Here is an 18,717-nt window from a genome sequence, read left to right as displayed (position 1 = left end):
GATGACTTGATATTGCCAAGCCGGTCGGTATCTATTCGCCAACCGGTGTTTTGGAAAGACAATGATTCAATACGCGTTAAAATGCACTGACGGCCACACATTTGACAGCTGGTTTCAATCGGCTGAAGCCTTTGACAAGCTCGCGGCAGCGGGCATGGTGACGTGCGCGATTTGTGGGTCAGATGAGGTTGAAAAAGCCATCATGACACCGCGTGTCCGTCCGGCGCGCGAGGCAAAGACCCAACCCGAGACCGTATCGCCGCCTTCGGGTGATATCGCTGTAGCGACACCTGCGCCTGACGTAGAGAAAGTCTTGACCGAGCTGCGACGCAAGGTGGAAGAAAACTCGGACTACGTGGGCAAGGATTTTGCCAGCGAGGCGCGCAAGATTCATCTGGGCGAAGCGCCTGAACGTGCAATCTATGGCGAGGCCAAGCTTGAAGATGCCAAAGCCCTGGTGGAAGATGGCGTGCGGGTTGCCCCGCTTCCGTTTGTGCCAAGTAGAAAGACAAATTAAGCCATGCATATCGTGATTACTGGGGCCAATCGTGGAATTGGGTTGGCTTTGGCAGATCGGTTTCGTGATCATGGCGAGGACGTGACGGGAACAGCGCGGGATGACAGTGCGCAGGTTCAGTTGAACGTCTCAAACCCTATGCAGCATGCGGCTATGGCCGAACAGTTGAAGGGGCAACCCATCGATCTGTTGATCTGCAATGCCGGTGTTTATCTGGACAAAGGCCAAAACCTTGACGGCTATCCGGCCGACATGTGGGCCGAAAGCTTTGCGGTCAATGTCACTGGTGTGTTTCTAACGGTTCAGACGCTGTTGCCCAACTTGCGCGTCGCGCAGGGAAAAATAGCGATTATCTCCTCGCAGATGGCATCGCACACTCAAGCACCAGGCGGCAGCTATATCTACCGTGCGTCGAAGGCGGCGGCTTTGAATCTGGGCCGCAATCTGGCCGCTGATCTCAAAAGCGACGGGATAGCCGTGGGCATCTATCACCCGGGCTGGGTGCAGACCGACATGGGTGGATCAACCGCTGCCATCAATGTCGATCAGGCTGCAACAGGTCTGATCAACCGTTTTGATGCGTTGTCATTGGATTCGACGGGTTGCTTTGAAACCTACGACGGGCAACCGCACGCTTACTGAGTGTTCAGCGCCGCTTTGGGGATTTCATAAACCTCACCCGGATCGATGAAGATAACAAGCAGATCGCCTCGAGTTTCATAGGTGAGTTGCGAGGTCGAGCTGCTGGAATCCGGCACACCATCGGTGAAGTAAATGTTGCGCACATCACCATTTCCGATTGCCACGGCCAATGTCGCGGTGCCGTCATCGCGTCGACGCAGTTCTGCATTGCAGCTTTGCAGCGGATCGCCTGCATTGGCGGCGCAAGGCACGGTGCCCAACGCATTCTGACCGTCGGTTCCGGCCTGGGTCGCGACCTGTGCCAGAACAGGGGATGAGATGAGGGCAAAGGCGATAGCTAAGCGGTGCATGAATAACCTCTTGGAATAACTGTTGCTGACAAGCTGGCACTGCGCCATCACATTGTAAAGCGGCCCTGCGCCGCGGGCAGGTCCTGTTTGCGCTCTTGCCCTTGCGGGTCCCCTCGCATAAGACGCACAGGATCAGAAATCCAAGGCGCGGAGACACTTGCCCCCATGCCCGTACTCGTGATGAAATTCGGCGGCACATCTGTTGCCAATCTTGACCGCATCCGCCGCGCGGCGAAACGCGTGGGCGTTGAAGTGGCCAAAGGATATGACGTCATCGTCATTGTCTCGGCCATGTCCGGCAAGACAAACGAACTCGTCGGCTGGGTGAACGAAACATCGCCTTTGTTCGACGCACGCGAGTACGATGCCGTGGTGTCTTCGGGCGAGAACGTGACCGCCGGTCTAATGGCGCTGACCCTGCAGGAAATGGATGTGCCCGCGCGCAGCTGGCAGGGCTGGCAGGTGCCGCTGCTGACCACTAGTGCGCACAGCCAGGCGCGGATCGAAGAGATCCCGACCGAAAACATCAGCCAGAAATTCGACGAAGGCATGAAGGTGGCCATCGTCGCGGGCTTCCAGGGTCTTAGCCCCGAAGGCCGTATCACCACGCTGGGTCGCGGTGGATCGGATACCACCGCTGTCGCGTTTGCGGCCGCATTTGGAGCCGAGCGCTGCGATATCTATACCGATGTGGACGGCGTCTATACCACGGACCCGCGCATCTGCGAAAAGGCTCGCAAACTGGACAAAATCGCGTTCGAGGAAATGCTCGAACTGGCCTCATTGGGGGCCAAGGTGCTGCAAACCCGCTCGGTCGAGCTGGCGATGCGCTACAAAGTGAAACTGCGCGTTCTTTCAAGCTTTGAAGAACAATCCGACGAGGCCGGCACGCTGGTCTGCGATGAGGAGGATATCATGGAATCCAATGTTGTGGCCGGTGTGGCCTATTCCCGCGACGAAGCCAAAATGACCGCCGTGTCGGTGGCCGACCGTCCGGGCATTGCTTCAATCATCTTCACCGCGCTCAGCGATGCGGGCGTCAATGTGGATATGATCGTGCAAAACATCTCGGATGAGGGTCGCACCGATATGACCTTTTCCTGCCCCACCGATCAGGTCGCCCGCGCGGAACAGGCGCTGCTGGCGATCAAGGAGCAGGGTGAGCTGAACTATGCTGAATTGGTTGCGGATGAAAATGTCTGCAAGGTCTCGGTCGTAGGCATCGGCATGCGTTCACAGTCGGGTGTGGCCGCCAAGATGTTCAAGGTGCTCTCGGATGAGGGGATTAACATCAAGGTCATTACAACCTCCGAGATAAAAATTTCCGTGCTTGTGGATCGGAAATACATGGAACTTGCGGTTCAGGCACTGCATGATGCTTTTGAACTGGACAAGGCGGCCTGAGCATCTCAGCCAAGGATCTCGCCTGACACACAAAATTGGTTGGGCCATGGTGGACGGCACCGAAACAGAATCCCGCAAGCTGCTTGGGCGGTTACGCGAAGAGATGGCGAGCGAGGCCGCCGGTCAGGAACGGCTTGACCGGATCACGCATCTGATTGCCGACAGCATTCAGCGCGAGGTCTGCTCGATTTATCTGTTCCGTGACGAAGACACGCTCGAACTATGCGCAACCGAGGGCCTGTCTCCGGAATCGGTACACAAAACCCGCCTGCGTCTGGGCGAAGGTCTTGTGGGTCGCGTCGCCAAATCCGGCAAGGTGGTCAACACCGCCGATGCGCCGTCAGCCAAGGGGTTCCGATTCATGCCTGAGACGGGCGAGGAACGGTATTCGTCTTTCCTTGGTGTTCCGGTTCAGCGTCTGGGCCAAAAGCTGGGCGTTCTTGTCGTTCAATCCCGCGAAGCCCGCGAGTTTACGGCCGATGAGGTTTATGCGTTGGAAGTTGTTGCCATGGTTCTGGCCGAAATGGCCGAACTCGGCGCCTTTGTCGGAGAAGGAGCGGCCCTTTCGCCTCTGCACCAGCAATCCGTTTTGTTGCGTGGTGGACCGGCGCAGGAAGGATCGGCCGAGGGGCACGTCTGGCTGCATGAACCGCGTGTTGTTGTCACGAACCCCATTGCCGAAGATCCTCATAGCGAACGCGAACGTCTGACCGAAGCGGTCGAGGAATTGCGTGTTGGTGTCGACAAGATGCTGGAAATCTCGCAAGGGGGCGACAAGGACCAGCTCAAGGTTCTGGAAGCCTATCGAATGTTTGCCAATTCCAAAGGCTGGATGCGCCGCATGGAAGAGGACATTGCCCTTGGCCTCAGTGCTGAGGCCGCGGTGGAAAAGGAACAATCGCAGGCCCGCGCCCGCATGGGACAGGTTACGGACCCTTATCTGCGCGAGCGTTTGGCGGACCTAGACGACCTCAGCAACCGGCTTCTGCGCATTCTGACAGGGCAGGGCAAGACGGACAGTGCAGACCTGCCGCCTGATCCGATTCTAGTCGCGCGAAATATCGGCCCCGGTGATTTGCTGGAATATGGCCGCTCGCTCAAAGGGATCGTGCTCGAAGAAGGCTCGGTCGGTAGTCACGCCACTATCGTGGCCCGCGCGCTGGCGATTCCGTTGGTGGTGCATGTGGGTCGGATTACGACTGAAGCCCTGAATGGCGACCACGTTATGGTCGATGGCGATCAGGGCGTGGTGCATCTGCGGCCTGAGGATACCGTCGTCAGTGCCTTCCGCGATAAGATCGCCATGCAGGCCAAAGCGCAGGAACGTTATGCCTCGATCCGGGAAACGCCGACGGTGACGCAGGACGGGTCACGGATCAACATGGTCATGAACGCCGGATTGATGGCTGATCTGCCGTCCCTTGAAACATCAGGGGCCGAAGGTGTTGGGTTGTTCCGGACCGAGTTGCAGTTCCTGGTGCGCAACAAGATGCCCAAACGCTCTGAACTTGTGATGCAATATCAACGTGTTCTGGATGCGGCTGGGGAAAAGCGCGTGGTCTTCCGCACCTTGGACATCGGGTCGGACAAGGTTCTGCCCTACATGAAGCACGTGGCCGAGCCGAACCCTGCCTTGGGCTGGCGCGCGATCCGCGTCGGTCTGGACAAGCGCGGCGTGATGCGGATGCAGTTGCAAGCGCTGCTGCGCGCCGCAAACGGTCGTCCGCTGACCATTATGTTCCCCTTTGTGGCGCAGGCCGATGAATTTCGCGAGGCCCGATGGGAGGTCAACAAGACCATTGAGCGCGAAAAACGGTTGGGTCATGCGCTTCCTGAAACACTTGAAGTGGGGGCGATGTTGGAAACGCCTTCGCTGGGTTTTGCACCACAGAAGTTCTTTGACGAAGTGGATTTCATTTCCATCGGCGGTAACGATCTAAAGCAGTTTTTCTTCGCTGCCGACCGTGAAAACGAACTGGTGCGTCGCCGTTATGACACATTGAATGTCAGCTTCCTCAGCTTCATCGAACGTGTGGTCGAACGCTGCGAAATCTCAGACACACCGCTCAGTTTTTGCGGCGAAGACGCTGGTCGCCCGGTTGAGGCGCTGTGTCTTGTCGCAATGGGCATTCGTACGCTGTCTATGCGCCCTGCTTCTGTTGGTCCGGTCAAAAGCTTGCTATTGCGGTCGAATTTGCAGGAGGTTCGCAAGATCATTGCCGATGCCCGCCATCGTGGAGAGCAATCCGTGAGGCCTGCCGTGATGGAGTGGCTGCGCAATCAGGCCTGATCGGGAAAACAGCACCTTCCGCGAAACTGTGCTTGATTTTTGCGCTTCTCCTTTCTATTTACGCGATGAATGTTAGCGATAACATGACTGGATGTGTGTGTTTCGCACCTATGTAAACACCGTGGTAAGCTGATCGCGGTGAACTCAAAAGGAGCCCGGTGATGGTTTCACGCGTAATTCCGGTAGACCCGTTCGACCTGGTATTGTTCGGTGCGACCGGCGATTTGGCGCAACGCAAGATCCTGCCTGGATTGTATCACCGCTTTGAAGTGGGGCAGATGCCGGACAAAGCGCGTATCATCGGCACCGCACGCTCCGACATGAACAGCGACGGGTTCCGTGATCTGTTGCGGGCCTCAATGCAGAAGTTTGCGCCAGATTTCAAGGCGGACACGCTCGACCAATTTCTAAGCCGCGTCGAATATGTGCCGGTCGATGCACTGGGTGATGCCGGGTGGAAGACGTTGGGCAAATCGCTTAGCGATGATGCCGTTCGGGCCTTTTATCTGTCAGTTGGTCCAAGCCTGTTTTCCGGTATTGCGCAACGCCTGCATGATCATGGAATGGCGACACCGGACAGTCGTATCGTCGTTGAAAAACCGTTCGGGCATGACCTCGCCTCGGCCAAAGCGCTGAACGAAGGGTTGCGGGCCTGTTTCGAAGAACATCAGATTTATCGGATCGATCATTATCTGGGCAAAGAAACCGTGCAGAACCTGATGGCGCTGCGCTTTGCCAACTCTCTGTTCGAACCTCTGTGGAACTCGACCCATGTCGACCATGTTCAGATCACCGTGGCTGAAACCGTGGGCGTCGAAGGGCGTGGGGCCTATTACGACCAGTCCGGCGCGATGCGGGACATGATTCAGAACCACCTCGTGCAATTGCTGTGTCTGACGGCGATGGAACCGCCGTCAAAGTTTTCCTCGAACGCGGTGCGAGATGAAAAGGTGAAGGTGATCGAAGCGTTAGAACCGGTGGCACAAGCCGATATCGCCCGTGGACAGTATCGCACCGGGACGGGCGGGGATGGCTACCTTGACCATGTCGACAACCCTGCTAGCCGCACCGAAAGTTTCATTGCGCTTAAGGCTCATATCGGCAACTGGCGCTGGGCCGGGGTGCCGTTCTATCTGCGCACCGGCAAGCGCCTGCGCGCCCGGGAATCCGAAATCGCCGTGTTCTTCCGCGACCCGCCCCACACGATTTTCCCGAATGTTGGCCCCTTGCACGGCAACGTGTTGGTGATCCGACTGCAACCGGACGAAGGCATCACCCTGCGTACCACCATCAAGGAACCGGGGCAGGGCGGGTTCCGCCTGTCCGATGTCGCTCTGGATATGAGCTTTGCCGATGCGCTGGGCGACGACTCGCAATCACCCGATGCCTATGAGCGGCTGATCATGGACGTGATCCGCGGCGACCAGACCCTGTTCATGCGCGGGGATGAGGCCGAGGCCGCCTGGGCCTGGGTCGATCCCATCATTCACGGCTGGGAAGAACGTGGCGACCGTCCGTCCCGCTATGATCAGGGCAGCTCTGGCCCGGAAGAAGCATTGATGCTGATGCATCGCGACGGTCGCCGCTGGCGCCAGATCGGAGGGTAACCATGGTTCATTCAGCCATCACCGACGTCACCCAGCGGATTGTCGACCGCAGCGCGCCGTCACGCGGCCCGCATCTGGAGCGGATGGAACAGGCCAAGTCAAAAGGTCCTGCCCGTGCGCATCTGTCCTGTAGCGGTCAGGCTCATGCCTATGCTGGCGCGGGCGAAGATCAGCAGTCGATGGCCACCGGCACCGCCGGAAACCTGGGAATTGTAACGGCCTATAACGATATGTTGTCGGCCCATCAGCCGTTCGAACGCTACCCGGGTCTGATCCGTGACGCGATCCGTGCCGCCGGTGGCACCGCGCAGGTCGCAGGCGGTGTGCCTGCCATGTGCGACGGCGTCACGCAGGGCGAGGCGGGGATGGAACTGTCTTTATTCTCCCGTGATGTCATCGCCTTGGCCACTGGCGTGGCGCTCAGTCACAACACCTACGATGCCGCCGTGTTCCTTGGCGTCTGTGATAAGATTGTTCCTGGCCTTGTCATTGGTGCGCAAGCCTTTGGTCATCTGCCTGCCGTGTTTCTGCCCGCCGGTCCGATGACCAGCGGGTTGCCAAATGACGAAAAGGCCAAGATCCGCCAAAAATTCGCTGCAGGTGAGATCGGTCGCGAGGAGTTGATGGCCGCAGAAATGGCCGCCTATCACGGCCCCGGCACTTGTACCTTCTACGGCACTGCCAACACCAACCAGATGCTGATGGAGTTCATGGGCCTGCACCTGCCGGGCTCCAGCTTCGTCAATCCCAAAACACCCCTGCGCGATGCGCTGACCAAGGAGGGCGCCCGCCGTGCACTATCCCTCAGCGCGCTGGGCAACAGCTATACCCCGGTTTATCAAGTCCTGGATGAACGTGCCTTTGTGAACGGTATCGTTGGTCTGATGGCTACGGGTGGTTCAACCAACCTCCTCATCCACCTGATCGCCATGGCCCGCGCGGGCGGTATCATGCTGGATTGGCAGGATTTTTCCGACATTTCAGCGGTCGTACCACTGGTGGCGCGGGTTTATCCTAATGGTTTGGCTGACGTGAACCATTTCCACGCCGCAGGCGGCTTGGGGTACACAATCGGAACGCTTCTCGAAAATGGATTGCTGCATCCCGACACGCTGACGGTCGCCGGACAGGGCCTGCACAATTACACTCAGGAACCTAAGCTGATCGAAGGTGAGCTGGTCTGGCAGGATGGCGCAGGCCACAGCCTGAATGAAAAGATTATCCGCCCAGCCAAAGATCCGTTTCAACCGACCGGCGGCCTGTCGCGCCTGACCGGCAATCTCGGAACTGGCGTGATGAAGGTCTCGGCCGTAGCGCCTGAACATCAGGTTGTCGAGGCACCTGTCCGCGTCTTCCACGATCAAGTTGAAGTCAAGGCCGCGTTCAAGGCCGGAGAATTCACCGATGATGTAATCGTCGTCGTCCGGTTCCAGGGCCCCAAGGCCAACGGCATGCCCGAACTGCACTCGTTAACCCCGATCCTGTCGATTCTTCAGGGCAGGGGGCAAAAGGTGGCTCTGGTCACCGATGGCCGCATGTCTGGCGCGTCCGGCAAGGTTCCCGCCGCGATCCATGTCTGCCCCGAGGCTTTGGATGGGGGTCCGATCGCCTATCTGCAAGATGGTGATCTGTTGCGTGTCGATGCCGTGAACGGCGAGCTTGAAATTCTCACCGAAGGGGCTTTGGACCGCGCTCCTGTAACCGCCGATCTGTCTGCCAATCAACACGGCATCGGGCGAGACCTGTTCGCCCCCTTCCGTAACGCCGTCGGCTCGGCCGATAACGGTGCCAGCATATTCGGAGCCTGAGCCTCATGTCTGACAAAACCCAACGCACTCGCGAAATCTGTGCCCTTGCGCCCATCGTTCCTGTCCTTGTGGTCGATGACGCATCCCAAGCACGGCCACTGGCCGAGGCACTGGTCGCCGGCGGCCTGCCCGCGCTCGAAGTTACGCTGCGCACGCCTGCTGCGCTGGACGCTATTCGCGCTATGTCACAGGTTCCGGGTGGAGTTGTTGGCGCAGGCACGCTGATCACACCCGAAGACGTCCGTGCCGCCAAAGAGGCAGGCGCCAAATTTGGCGTGTCACCCGGTGCTACAGACGCGCTGATTGCGGCCTGTGTGGCCGAAGGCCTGCCCTTGCTGCCGGGCGCTGCCACCGCGAGCGAAGCCATGCGCTTGCTTGAGCTTGGCTATGACATGCTGAAATTCTTCCCGGCCGAGGCGTCAGGTGGCGCACCCGCGCTGAAAGCGATCGGCGCACCACTGCCGCAGATCAGCTTCTGTCCGACCGGTGGCGTGTCACCGTCGAATGCACGTGATTATCTGAGTTTGTCCAACGTGGTTTGCGCTGGGGGCAGTTGGGTCGCGCCCAATCAGATGGTCGTCGAAGGCGATTGGACGGGTATCGAATCTCTGGCGCGTGAGGCTTCAAAGCTGACGGATTGACGCCGCCTTTAGCGACGCTAGGGTAGGGCTCAATTCAAACAGGTTGACCTCATGACAAACAAAACCACTCTCGCGCGGGGGCGCGAGTATCTGGCCATTCCGGGGCCCTCGGTCATGCCCGACGCCGTATTGCAGGCTATGCACCGCCCGTCGCCCAACATCTACGATGGTGAGTTGATTGAGATGATGCCCACGCTGACCGCCGATCTGCGTCAGGTTGCCCGCACACAGCATAACGTGGCGATCTACATTGCCAACGGCCACGGCACGTGGGAGGCCGCGCTGTCCAACGTGATCGCCCCAGGTGAAACGGTTCTGGCCCCGGCCTCGGGTCGCTTCACCCATGGCTGGGCCGAGATGGCCAAAGGCATCGGCGCCGAGATTGAGATGCTGGATTTCGGAACTGCTTCCCCGTGGGATTTTGACCGCGTCGCCGAAACGCTTCAGGCCGATACACAGCACCGCATCAAAGCGGTGCTTGCCGTGCATGTGGACACATCCAGTTCGATCCGCAATGACGTTCCCGCGTTGCGTGCTCTGCTGGATGATCTGGATCATCCCGCGCTTTTGATGGCTGATTGCATTGCCTCGCTTGGTTGTGAGCGGTTCGAAATGGACGCCTGGGGCGTCGATGTCATGGTCACAGCCTGTCAGAAGGGGTTGATGACCCCGCCCGGGGTGGGGTTTGTCTTTTTCAACGACAAGGCTCAGGTCAAACGGGCGGCAATGCCACGCGTGTCGCAGTATTGGGACTGGCAACCCCGTGCCAACCCCGAACTGTTCTACCAGTATTTCAACGGAACCGCTCCGACCCATCACCTGTATGGGTTGCGCGCTGCGTTGGATATGATCCGTGCCGAAGGAATCGAGAACGTTTGGTCCCGGCACGAACATCTGGCCAACGCGGTCTGGGCCGCCTGCGAGATCTGGTCCGAAGGAGGGGCACTGCAGCTCAATGTCTCTGACAGTGCCTATCGCAGCCATGCCGTCACATCCCTGTGTCTGACCGAAGGACGCGGGACCCCCCTGCGCGCCTTCACTGAAAATCAACTGGGTCTAACCTTGGGGATCGGTCTTGGCATGGAGGACACTGAAGGCTGTTTCCGCCTGGGCCATATGGGCCATGTAAACGGGCAGATGCTTCTGGCCATGTTGGGCGGCGTTGAAACGGCCATGGCTGCCCTGAACATCCCACGCGGCTCAGGCGCATTGGACGCCGCCGCTGCCGTATTGGCGGGACAAACCTAGCCGCAAATAAAGGCACCGCCCCGCCGCTTCATCTGGCCACAAATATCCTCGGGGGTGAATTGGCCCTTAAGGCCAAGAGCGGGCAGACGGCCCCCTCTACCAAACACAACTCAACCGTTGCCAGCGGCCGAGGACAGTGCCACCGGCAGAGCTGCTGCAAAAGCATCCAGATCCGCCTCAGTACTACAGCTTACCCGAATGCACCGGTTTTGCGGGGCCGCAAATGGCATGCGCACAAAGATACCTTGTGCCACCAGCGCATCCAGAACGGACTTGGCAAACATCCCATCTCGCCCACAGTCGATCGCAACAAAATTGGTGGCCGAAGGTAAAGGCCGTAACCCGTTCTCCTCTGCAATCTTACCGATCCGCACACGTGCCTGTTCAATCTGTCGCTGCACTTCGGTCAGCCAGACCTCATCGCGCAATGCGGCCAAAGCGCCCGCCTGTGCCGCGCGGTTCATGCCAAAATGGTTTCGCACTTTATTGAACGCCGAAATCAGATCCGGCGCGCCAAGTGCATAACCTACCCGAGCGCCCGCCATGCCGTAACCCTTTGAAAAGGTGCGCATTCGGATCACGCGGGGATCATCCGCAGAAACCGGTGCGGCGGTGCCGTCCGGTGCGCATTCCACATAGGCTTCGTCCAGTACCAACAAGCAGCCCACGGGAAGGGCGTCCAGCGCCGCCACGATGTCCGTCCCGCGATGCCAGCTGCCCATTGGATTGTCCGGATTGGCCAGATATACCAGTTTGGCACCAACCTCAGCGGCCTTGGCAATTAGCGCAGTGGGGTCTTCATGATCGCCCGAATAGGGAACCTTGTGCAAAACCCCACCATATCCTGTGACGTGGTAGTTAAAAGTCGGGTAAGCCCCGTCCGAGGTCACAACCGAATCCCCCGGACCGACTACCAGCCGCACCAGATACCCCAGCAATCCGTCGATCCCTTCGCCCACCACAATGTGGCCCGGCGTGACTCCGTGATGATCCGCCAGGGCATGACGCAGATCGTAGTTTTCGGGATCGCCGTACATCCAAATATCGCCTGCTGCCTTTTGCATGGCTTCGACCGCCCGAGGGGATGGACCAAACACACATTCGTTGGCGCCAAGTCGCGCATCAAATCGCGCGCCGCGCTGGCGTTCCTGCGTTTCGGGGCCCACGAATGGAACGGTTGCGGGAAGGGATTGGGCAAGCGGGGTGTATCGGGGACCAGTCATGCGCGCACCTAATCGCAAGGCGGACGGCGGGGCAAGCCTTGCACCCCCGAACATTCGCCGCCAGTGTGCCCGCAATTAAACAAAGAGGATTTCATGCGCTATTTCATCGGTCTCATTCTCATCGGCCTTGCCTATCTGCTTTTCTGGCCCATTCCTGTTGAACCCATCGCGTATGAGCCGCCCGAAACGCCCGGTTTCACTGGCGATTTCGCCGAGAACAATGCGCTGGATCGGCTGGACCTTATCTCTTTGCCGGACGGAGAAATTGGCCCGGAAGATATCGCTGTCCTACCAGATGGCAGCGTCTATACCACCAGCTTGTCCGGCATCCTCTACCGTATCGACGGGGCCGAACCGGTTGAAATCGATCAATTGGGCGGGCGGCCACTGGGCTTGAAACCCGGCCCTGACGGTGCGCTGTATATTGCCGACAGTTTTCGCGGCCTGATGCGCTGGAGCGGACCGGGCACGTTGGAATCCGTGGTCTCGGACATCAATGGCGCCCCGGTGATCTATGCGAATCAACTGGACCTGGCACAGGACGGGACGGTCTATTTCTCGAACTCATCCGACCGGTTCGATCCCGAAACCATGGGCGGGACCAAGCCCACATCCGTCATGACGATCTGGGAGCAATCAGACGCCGGCTATGTCGCAAAACACAGCCCCGATGGAACCACGGAAAAGATCGCCGAAGGGTTTGTTTACACAAACGGTGTCGCGCTGTCGCCGGAAGAAGACTTTCTGTTGATTGCCGAAACCGGTCGGGCGCGTGTGCACAAACTTTGGCTCAAAGGTCCAAAGGCGGGTCAGCAAGAGGTTCTGCTCGACAATCTGCCGGGCTATCCGGACAATATCGAGGCTCAGGGCGATGGTACCTACTGGATGGCCTTTGCCAGCCCACGTGTGCCAGCCGAGGCGTTGATGCCTTATCCGTTTCTGCGCAAAATCATCTGGCGGCTGGGGCCCACGGTCCGGCCAGCCGCAATCCATCGCGGTATGATGGTGCAGTTCGACGGGGACGGGACCATCCTTCGGACATTGCAAGATCCCGATGGTCGGTTGGGCATTACCACCGGCGGTAAGATCGTCGGGGATCAGTTCTATGTGATGACACTGGATTCGCCCTGGTTCGGGCGAATGCCTGTGGCCCAGATGCCCTGACGTCGCAGTAGAACCAGGCCCGTCTTTTGGGGCATGATTGCAGAAACAAGCTTTGGGAGGCCCGCATGGCGCGCGTATCTGTCGAATACAAAGACCACATTGCCCACGTCACACTGACCCGTGGCGACAAGATGAACGCGCTGGATGATGCCATGATCAAGGCGATCCTGTCCGCCGGCCAAGAGGTTGCCGCCTCGGGCGCCCGTGCGGTGGTGTTGTCGGGCGAAGGCAAAAGCTTTTGCGCCGGGCTGGACATGGCCAGCTTTGCATCCATGGCCCACAAGGACCCGACCGAATGGCTGATGGCGCGCAGTCACGAAGACGCCAACGAAATGCAGGAACTTGCACTGGTCTGGCGGCGTGTCCCGGTGCCGGTGATCTGTGCCATTCAGGGTGTGGCGTATGGTGGGGGGCTGCAGATTGCGCTGGGCGCTGATATTCGCATCGCCCATCCGGAAAGCAAACTGGCGGTGATGGAGATGAAATGGGGCATCATCCCCGATATGGGTGGGATGCTTCTGCTGCCACAGCTTGTCCGCTCGGATGTGCTGCGCCTGTTGACCTACACGGCGCGTCCCATTGGTGCACAGCAGGCCGCAGACTGGGGGCTGGTTACCAAGCTTTCGGATGACCCGCAAACCGAAGCATTGGCTCTGGCCGAAAACATCGCGAACCAAAGCCCCTCGGCCATCCGGGCCGCCAAGCGGCTGATCGACATCGCCGAGACCGAATCGCGCGCCCAGGTCCTTCTGGCCGAATCCGCTGAACAGGTCGAGCTGATCGGTAAGCCGGATCAGATGGAGGTTGTGATGGCGCAGATGCAGGGGCGCACGCCCGAGTTCAAGTGACGGCGCCACCACTCACGCGCCTGATTTTGTACACGAAGCGCATTGTTCAGATGGTGCGCTTCTATGGAACTCACTTTGGATACAGGGCGTGCCAGATCGAAGGTGACCGGATCGTTGAGCTGAAACCCGTCTCGGGCGGGACTCATCTTCTGTTGCATCCGGCAGGCAAGGCAGTGCGTGAAGGTCAGGCTGCCGTCAAGTTGGTGTTCGACGTGGCGGGTGTTCCGGCGTTTTGTGCCCAAGCCTTGCAGCAGGGCTTGGAGTTTGGGGCGATTCACCAGGCAGACGGTTATCAATTCGCAAACGCAAAAGACCCGTCCGGAAATTCGATTTCTGTTTCAAGTCGGGCGATTGTGCTTCATGATTAACACTGAAAGACGCGCCACGGATCGCATGCCTTACTAATCCGAATCTCAAGATATTCATTGCGGTCTTCCGGTCGGCACTGGCCCTTCAGAGTTTTGATAAAGCCGGTTACCGCACCTGCTTCGATACCAAATAGGCAATGCCACCGGCCAGCAGACCCCAGACAGCGGCCCCCAGACCAAACACCGTGATTCCCGACGCGGTGATCGCAAAGGTCAGCATCGCCGCTTCGCGCTCTGCCGGAACCTCAAGTGCCGCGAAGATCGAATTGGCCAACACGCCGATCAGCGCGACACCCGCCAATGTTCCCATCAACAGCGGATCCGCATGGGCGGCAAAGCCTGTGATCGCCACGGCAAAGACGCCGAACAGGCAGTAGAACACACCGCCCATGATCGCGGACCAGTAGCGCAGGGCAGGGTCAGGATGGCTGTCCTCATTGGAGCACATCGCAGCCGTGATCGCGGCAAGGCAGGTGGCCGGTGCTCCGAACAGAGCCGATAACAGACTGGCTCCGCCGACGGCTGAAAACAACCTGCCTGTGACCGGCGCATAGCCAAAGCTGCGCATGACGGCGATGCCGGGGATGTTCTGGGTTGCCATCGTAACGATGAAGAGCGGCACGCCGATCCCGATGGCCGAGGACAGTGAAAATGTTGGCAGCGTCCAGATCGGGGCCGCCACCAGACGCTCGGGCATGATCGTTGCGTCCCCTGCGTTGAGGATTACAACAATTGCTGCCGCGATGACCGCAGCCGGAATCGCAAGCAGCCGATTGAACCGCCCGGCAATAAACCACGTCAAGATCACGGGAAGTGCCTGCCAGGGTATCTCAACCGCTGCTTTGAAAGGCAGAATGCAAAGCGGCATCAGCACCCCGGCCAGCATCGCCTGCGCCAGCGTTGTGGGGATTGCTGCGGCCAGCCGCCCCAACGGCTTCCACAGCCCCGCCATGACTGTCAGCGCGCCCGCACACAGGAAAGCACCGATTGCGCCCGAGAACCCCTCGACCGGTGCTGCTGATACGGCCAGCAGGGCAACCCCGGGCGTCGACCACGCCACGCTGATTGGCAGCTTGTACCAAAGGCTGAGAACGATGGCCGCCAGACCCATGGCAATGGCCGCACTCATCAGCCCCGAGGCCGCCTCGGACGGTGACGCGCCCATTGCGCCCAACCCCTGCAGAACAATGGGGAAGGAACTGAAAAAGCCCACAACCGCCACTACTAACCCGGTTGAGACGGTTTGCATCGGGGGAAAGGTCTGCGCCATCATGTCCTCGAAACTGCCACCCGCACTTGCTAACAATCGCAAGCCCTGAGGAACAAGATCAAAAGCGTCAGGGGAATAGAAAACCCCGCCAGCAAAAGCGGCGGGGTTTGGGATTTGAGTATTTGGGAAAAGATGAAGATCAGGCGATTTCTGCCAGACGGGCGAGTGCTTCGTTCAGTTTAGACTCTTCTTCTTCGCGCGCGGCGAGGTTGGCTTTGGCCTCTGCCACAACCTCTTCCGGGGCCGAGGCCACGAATTTGGGGTTGTTCAGTCGTCCGCGCAAACCGCCAAGTTCCTTGGCCAGTTTACCCTTGGCTTTCTCCAGCCGTTCCTTTTCCGCCCCTATATCGATGATATCCGCCAGAGGTAGGCCGAAGGTGGCACCGGGGGCAGCGATCGAGATGGTGCCTTTGGGCAATTCTTCGGCTTTGGTCAGGCTGTCGATCCGCGCCAGGCGCTTGATCAGCGCTTCGTTTCGGTCCCACGCGGCTTGTCCATGCGCGTCGATCTCGGTCACCAGCATCGGCACATAGAGGCCGGCCGGAACCCGCATCTGCGCGCGGGCCGACCGGGTGTTCTCGATCACCGAAATCACCCAGTTCATCTCACGATCCGCTTCGGCGTCGATCAGGTCTGTGCCGGCATAGGTCGGCCAATCGGCGTGGACGACCATTTTGGCACGGTTGCCGGTCAGCCCCCATAGCTCTTCGGTGATGAAGGGCATGATCGGGTGCAGCAGGACCATGCACTGATCCAGAACCCAACGCATCGTGGCACGGGTTTCGGCCTGTGCCTCGGCATCGTCGCCTTGTAGCAAGGGTTTCGACAGTTCTACGTACCAGTCACAGACCTTGCCCCAGACAAACGCATAAAGCCCGTTCGCCGCGTCATTGAAGCGATAGCTTTCCAGCGCAGCGTCGACCTCTTCCCGCACACGGGCGGTTTCGCCAATGATCCAACGGTTCACGGCCGCCTTGTGCTTCAGGTCCGCCACGTCCAGCTGTGGCACGGCGTCGGTGAAGACCTCGTTCATCTCAGCAAAGCGGACGGCGTTCCACAGTTTGGTGCCGAAATTGCGATAACCGGTGATGCGCTCGCGGGACAGCTTTAGCACGCCGCCAATCGCCGCCATCGAGGCGTTGGTAAAGCGCAGCGCGTCGGCGCCAAATTCGTCCACGATTTCCAGCGGGTCGATGACGTTGCCGGTGGTCTTGGACATCTTCTTGCCCTTCTCGTCCCGGACGAGCGTGTGCAGGTAGACGGTGTGGAACGGGATTTCATTCACCACCGCCAGCTGCATCATCATCATCCGGGCGACCCAGAAGAACAGGATATCCGCGCCGGTGATCAGAACGTCGGTCGGGAAGTAGCGTTCCAACTCCTCGGTCTGTTCGGGCCAGCCCAGCGTGCCGATGGGCCAGAGGCCGGAGGAGAACCAGGTGTCGAGGACGTCGGGGTCGCGGTAGAGAATAATAGCTTCGTGTTTTGGAAACGTGTTTTGGTCCTGTAAGTCATCCGCAAATTCGTTGGCCAAGTCCGGTAGGCTCATTGCCTCCGGGAAGGGGTTCTTGGGCCAACCCTTTTCGGTGCGTCGTTTTTCCCAATCCGCGCGGTATTCGTCCCGGTTCAGTTCGACATATACAAACGGGTGGTCTTCTTCGCTACTCGTATAGTATTCCTCTGCGCGCTGCTTGGCATCGTCAAACGTAACGCCGCAGAAGGCCACAGGGGAGTTGTAGTCAAGAGGATCTTTTTCGTTTCGTTTCGGCCCATACCAAACCGGAATCTGATGCCCCCACCACAGTTGGCGCGAGATGCACCAGGGCTCGATGTTTTCCAGCCAGTGGTAATAGGTTTTCTCGCCCGACTCGGGGATGATCTTTACGGTGCCGTCCTTGACCGCGTCCAACGCGGGGCCGACGACCTTTTCGGCATCGACAAACCACTGGTCGGTGAACATCGGCTCGATCACGACTTTCGAGCGGTCGCCGAAGGGCTGCATGATCGGTTTGCTCTCGACCAGCGGGACCAAAGCCGCCGGATCATCATCCTCACCCAGCTTGGTTCTCAGAACCAGATTGTCCGCGCGGGTCATCACAGCCAGACCGTCGGCGGTGATCTCTTCGACGACCTTGGCACGCGCCTCAAACCGGTCGAGCCCGCGCAGGTGATCGGGGATCAGGTTGATCGCGTCGATTTCGTTCTCAGTGAAATCCTTACCACGGGCATACTCCTGCGCCTTGCCCGCCTCTTCAGCATAGGGCGCGCCATCAGCCCGCATAGCGCCGCGCGTGTCCATCAGGCGGTACATCGGAATGCCGCCACGCTTGGCCACCATGTTGTCGTTGAAGTCATGCGCGCCGGTGATCTTCACCGCGCCCGAGCCGAAATCTGGATCGGGATAGTCATCAGTGATGATCGGAATCTGGCGGCGATGCTCTTTTGGCCCAACCGGGATTTCACAGAGTTTACCAATGATTGGCGCGTAACGTTCATCTGATGGGTGAACCGCAACCGCGCCGTCACCCAGCATGGTTTCCGGGCGCGTCGTCGCGATGGAGATATAATCCCGGTCTTCGCGGAAGATCACATTCCCATCTTCATCTTTTTCCAAATACTCATATGTCTCACCGTTCGCCAAAGGGTACTTGAAATGCCACATATGCCCGGCGACTTCGATATTCTCGACTTCAAGGTCCGAGATCGCGGTCTCGAAATGCGGGTCCCAGTTGACCAACCGTTTGCCGCGATAGATCAGGCCCTTGTTGTACATTTCAACAAAGACCTTGATGACGGCGTCATGGAAATTCGCGGAATTTTCGTGGCCGGTGCGTGGGTCGCCCGGTGCGCCTGCCATGGTAAAGGCATTCCGGTCCCAGTCGCAGGAATTGCCCACTCGTTTCATCTGGTCGATGATGGTTTGGCCGTACTGTGTTTTCCAGTCCCAGACCTTTTCAAGGAACTTCTCACGCCCCAGTTCACGCCGGCCAGGTTGCTGCGTGGCCGCCAGCATCTTTTCAACCTGCATCTGCGTGGCGATCCCCGCATGGTCCTGACCGGGCTGCCACAGCGTGTCAAAGCCCTGCATCCGGTGCCAACGCGTCAGAATATCCATGAGAGTGTGATTGAACGCATGCCCCACATGCAGTGCACCCGTCACATTGGGAGGGGGCAACATGATGGTAAAGCTTTCGTCGCGCGACTTGTTCGCGCCAGCCTTAAAAGCTCCGGCCTGTTCCCAAGCCTCATAGATACGGGCCTCGGCGTCAGCCGCGTTGAATGTCTTTTCCATCGCCATGGCATGCGTCCTGCGTCAACAAATTCGGGTCAGCGCCTG

The 18,717-nt window shown here is 59.0% G+C and carries 15 protein-coding genes; 11 read left to right on the top strand and 4 right to left on the bottom strand.

All coding sequences use genetic code 11. The features are described from left to right. Positions 1-61 precede the first annotated feature (61 nt). Positions 62-517, top strand: coding sequence for a DUF1178 family protein (locus D9K61_RS11625; protein WP_120633412.1), 456 nt, complete (start codon positions 62-64; stop codon positions 515-517). A gap of 3 nt (positions 518-520) precedes the next feature. Further along, complete coding sequence (locus D9K61_RS11620; protein ID WP_120633411.1) at positions 521-1,159, top strand: SDR family NAD(P)-dependent oxidoreductase; 639 nt, start codon at positions 521-523, stop codon at positions 1,157-1,159. On the opposite strand, the gene D9K61_RS11615 is transcribed toward D9K61_RS11620, so the two are convergent. Continuing rightward, entirely contained in the window at positions 1,153-1,509 is a 357-nt protein-coding gene (locus D9K61_RS11615) for a hypothetical protein (protein WP_120633410.1), read from the bottom strand. The two genes, D9K61_RS11620 and D9K61_RS11615, sit on opposite strands and share 7 nt — an antisense overlap. Positions 1,510-1,674: 165 nt before the next feature. Between D9K61_RS11615 and D9K61_RS11610 the strand changes: the two genes are divergently transcribed. From D9K61_RS11610 to D9K61_RS11585, 6 genes are all read left to right on the top strand, one after another. Then, positions 1,675-2,913, top strand: a complete 1,239-nt coding sequence (locus D9K61_RS11610) for an aspartate kinase (RefSeq protein ID WP_120633409.1) — start codon at positions 1,675-1,677, stop codon at positions 2,911-2,913. Positions 2,914-2,959: 46 nt separating this feature from the next. Next, positions 2,960-5,203 (top strand): phosphoenolpyruvate--protein phosphotransferase, encoded by a 2,244-nt coding sequence (gene ptsP / locus D9K61_RS11605; protein ID WP_120633460.1) that lies wholly within the window; start codon positions 2,960-2,962, stop codon positions 5,201-5,203. 161 nt (positions 5,204-5,364) lie between these two features. Continuing rightward, the gene (gene zwf, locus D9K61_RS11600) at positions 5,365-6,810 is read left to right on the top strand and encodes a glucose-6-phosphate dehydrogenase (RefSeq protein ID WP_120633408.1); all 1,446 of its coding nucleotides are present in this window, start codon (positions 5,365-5,367) and stop codon (positions 6,808-6,810) included. A gap of 2 nt (positions 6,811-6,812) precedes the next feature. Next, positions 6,813-8,618, top strand: a complete 1,806-nt coding sequence (edd, locus tag D9K61_RS11595) for a phosphogluconate dehydratase (protein WP_120633407.1) — start codon at positions 6,813-6,815, stop codon at positions 8,616-8,618. Between the two features lie 5 nt (positions 8,619-8,623). Further along, positions 8,624-9,259: a bifunctional 4-hydroxy-2-oxoglutarate aldolase/2-dehydro-3-deoxy-phosphogluconate aldolase gene (locus tag D9K61_RS11590; protein ID WP_120633406.1), complete on the top strand. Its 636-nt coding sequence runs from the start codon at positions 8,624-8,626 to the stop codon at positions 9,257-9,259. Positions 9,260-9,310: 51 nt separating this feature from the next. Continuing rightward, positions 9,311-10,507, top strand: coding sequence for an alanine--glyoxylate aminotransferase family protein (locus D9K61_RS11585; protein WP_120633405.1), 1,197 nt, complete (start codon positions 9,311-9,313; stop codon positions 10,505-10,507). A 110-nt stretch (positions 10,508-10,617) separates the two neighbouring features. Here the strand turns inward: D9K61_RS11585 and D9K61_RS11580 are convergent, their stop codons facing one another. Beyond that, on the bottom strand, positions 10,618-11,730 hold the full coding sequence (locus tag D9K61_RS11580) for a pyridoxal phosphate-dependent aminotransferase (RefSeq protein WP_120633459.1): 1,113 nt from the start codon (positions 11,728-11,730) through the stop codon (positions 10,618-10,620). Positions 11,731-11,823: 93 nt separating this feature from the next. Between D9K61_RS11580 and D9K61_RS11575 the strand changes: the two genes are divergently transcribed. From D9K61_RS11575 to D9K61_RS11565, 3 genes are all read left to right on the top strand, one after another. Beyond that, positions 11,824-12,894: an SMP-30/gluconolactonase/LRE family protein gene (locus D9K61_RS11575; protein ID WP_120633404.1), complete on the top strand. Its 1,071-nt coding sequence runs from the start codon at positions 11,824-11,826 to the stop codon at positions 12,892-12,894. A 65-nt stretch (positions 12,895-12,959) separates the two neighbouring features. Next, positions 12,960-13,742, top strand: coding sequence for a crotonase/enoyl-CoA hydratase family protein (locus D9K61_RS11570; RefSeq protein ID WP_120633403.1), 783 nt, complete (start codon positions 12,960-12,962; stop codon positions 13,740-13,742). 50 nt (positions 13,743-13,792) lie between these two features. Continuing rightward, entirely contained in the window at positions 13,793-14,110 is a 318-nt protein-coding gene (locus tag D9K61_RS11565; protein ID WP_120633458.1) for a VOC family protein, read from the top strand. A 106-nt stretch (positions 14,111-14,216) separates the two neighbouring features. On the opposite strand, the gene D9K61_RS11560 is transcribed toward D9K61_RS11565, so the two are convergent. Together D9K61_RS11560 and D9K61_RS11555 are read right to left on the bottom strand one after the other, a co-directional pair. Next, complete coding sequence (locus D9K61_RS11560) at positions 14,217-15,422, bottom strand: benzoate/H(+) symporter BenE family transporter (protein WP_254055748.1); 1,206 nt, start codon at positions 15,420-15,422, stop codon at positions 14,217-14,219. A gap of 97 nt (positions 15,423-15,519) precedes the next feature. Beyond that, positions 15,520-18,678, bottom strand: coding sequence for a valine--tRNA ligase (locus D9K61_RS11555; protein ID WP_120633402.1), 3,159 nt, complete (start codon positions 18,676-18,678; stop codon positions 15,520-15,522). Positions 18,679-18,717 lie beyond the last annotated feature (39 nt).

The organism is Ruegeria sp. EL01 (assembly GCF_900313035.1).
Lineage (GTDB): Bacteria > Pseudomonadota > Alphaproteobacteria > Rhodobacterales > Rhodobacteraceae > Ruegeria.
The sequence above is the reverse complement of the archived record's forward strand: the minus strand, read 5'-3'. Positions and strand labels throughout refer to the sequence as shown.

Bases quoted from the DNA above. Each gene is read 5' to 3' on its own strand.
- D9K61_RS11625 (WP_120633412.1), top strand. From the start codon at position 62: ATGATTCAATACGCGTTAAAATGCACTGACGGCCACACATTTGACAGC.
- D9K61_RS11620 (WP_120633411.1), top strand. From the start codon at position 521: ATGCATATCGTGATTACTGGGGCCAATCGTGGAATTGGGTTGGCTTTG.
- D9K61_RS11615 (WP_120633410.1), bottom strand. From the start codon at position 1,509: ATGCACCGCTTAGCTATCGCCTTTGCCCTCATCTCATCCCCTGTTCTG.
- D9K61_RS11610 (WP_120633409.1), top strand. From the start codon at position 1,675: ATGCCCGTACTCGTGATGAAATTCGGCGGCACATCTGTTGCCAATCTT.
- ptsP (WP_120633460.1), top strand. From the start codon at position 2,960: ATGGTGGACGGCACCGAAACAGAATCCCGCAAGCTGCTTGGGCGGTTA.
- zwf (WP_120633408.1), top strand. From the start codon at position 5,365: ATGGTTTCACGCGTAATTCCGGTAGACCCGTTCGACCTGGTATTGTTC.
- edd (WP_120633407.1), top strand. From the start codon at position 6,813: ATGGTTCATTCAGCCATCACCGACGTCACCCAGCGGATTGTCGACCGC.
- D9K61_RS11590 (WP_120633406.1), top strand. From the start codon at position 8,624: ATGTCTGACAAAACCCAACGCACTCGCGAAATCTGTGCCCTTGCGCCC.
- D9K61_RS11585 (WP_120633405.1), top strand. From the start codon at position 9,311: ATGACAAACAAAACCACTCTCGCGCGGGGGCGCGAGTATCTGGCCATT.
- D9K61_RS11580 (WP_120633459.1), bottom strand. From the start codon at position 11,730: ATGACTGGTCCCCGATACACCCCGCTTGCCCAATCCCTTCCCGCAACC.
- D9K61_RS11575 (WP_120633404.1), top strand. From the start codon at position 11,824: ATGCGCTATTTCATCGGTCTCATTCTCATCGGCCTTGCCTATCTGCTT.
- D9K61_RS11570 (WP_120633403.1), top strand. From the start codon at position 12,960: ATGGCGCGCGTATCTGTCGAATACAAAGACCACATTGCCCACGTCACA.
- D9K61_RS11565 (WP_120633458.1), top strand. From the start codon at position 13,793: ATGGTGCGCTTCTATGGAACTCACTTTGGATACAGGGCGTGCCAGATC.
- D9K61_RS11555 (WP_120633402.1), bottom strand. From the start codon at position 18,678: ATGGCGATGGAAAAGACATTCAACGCGGCTGACGCCGAGGCCCGTATC.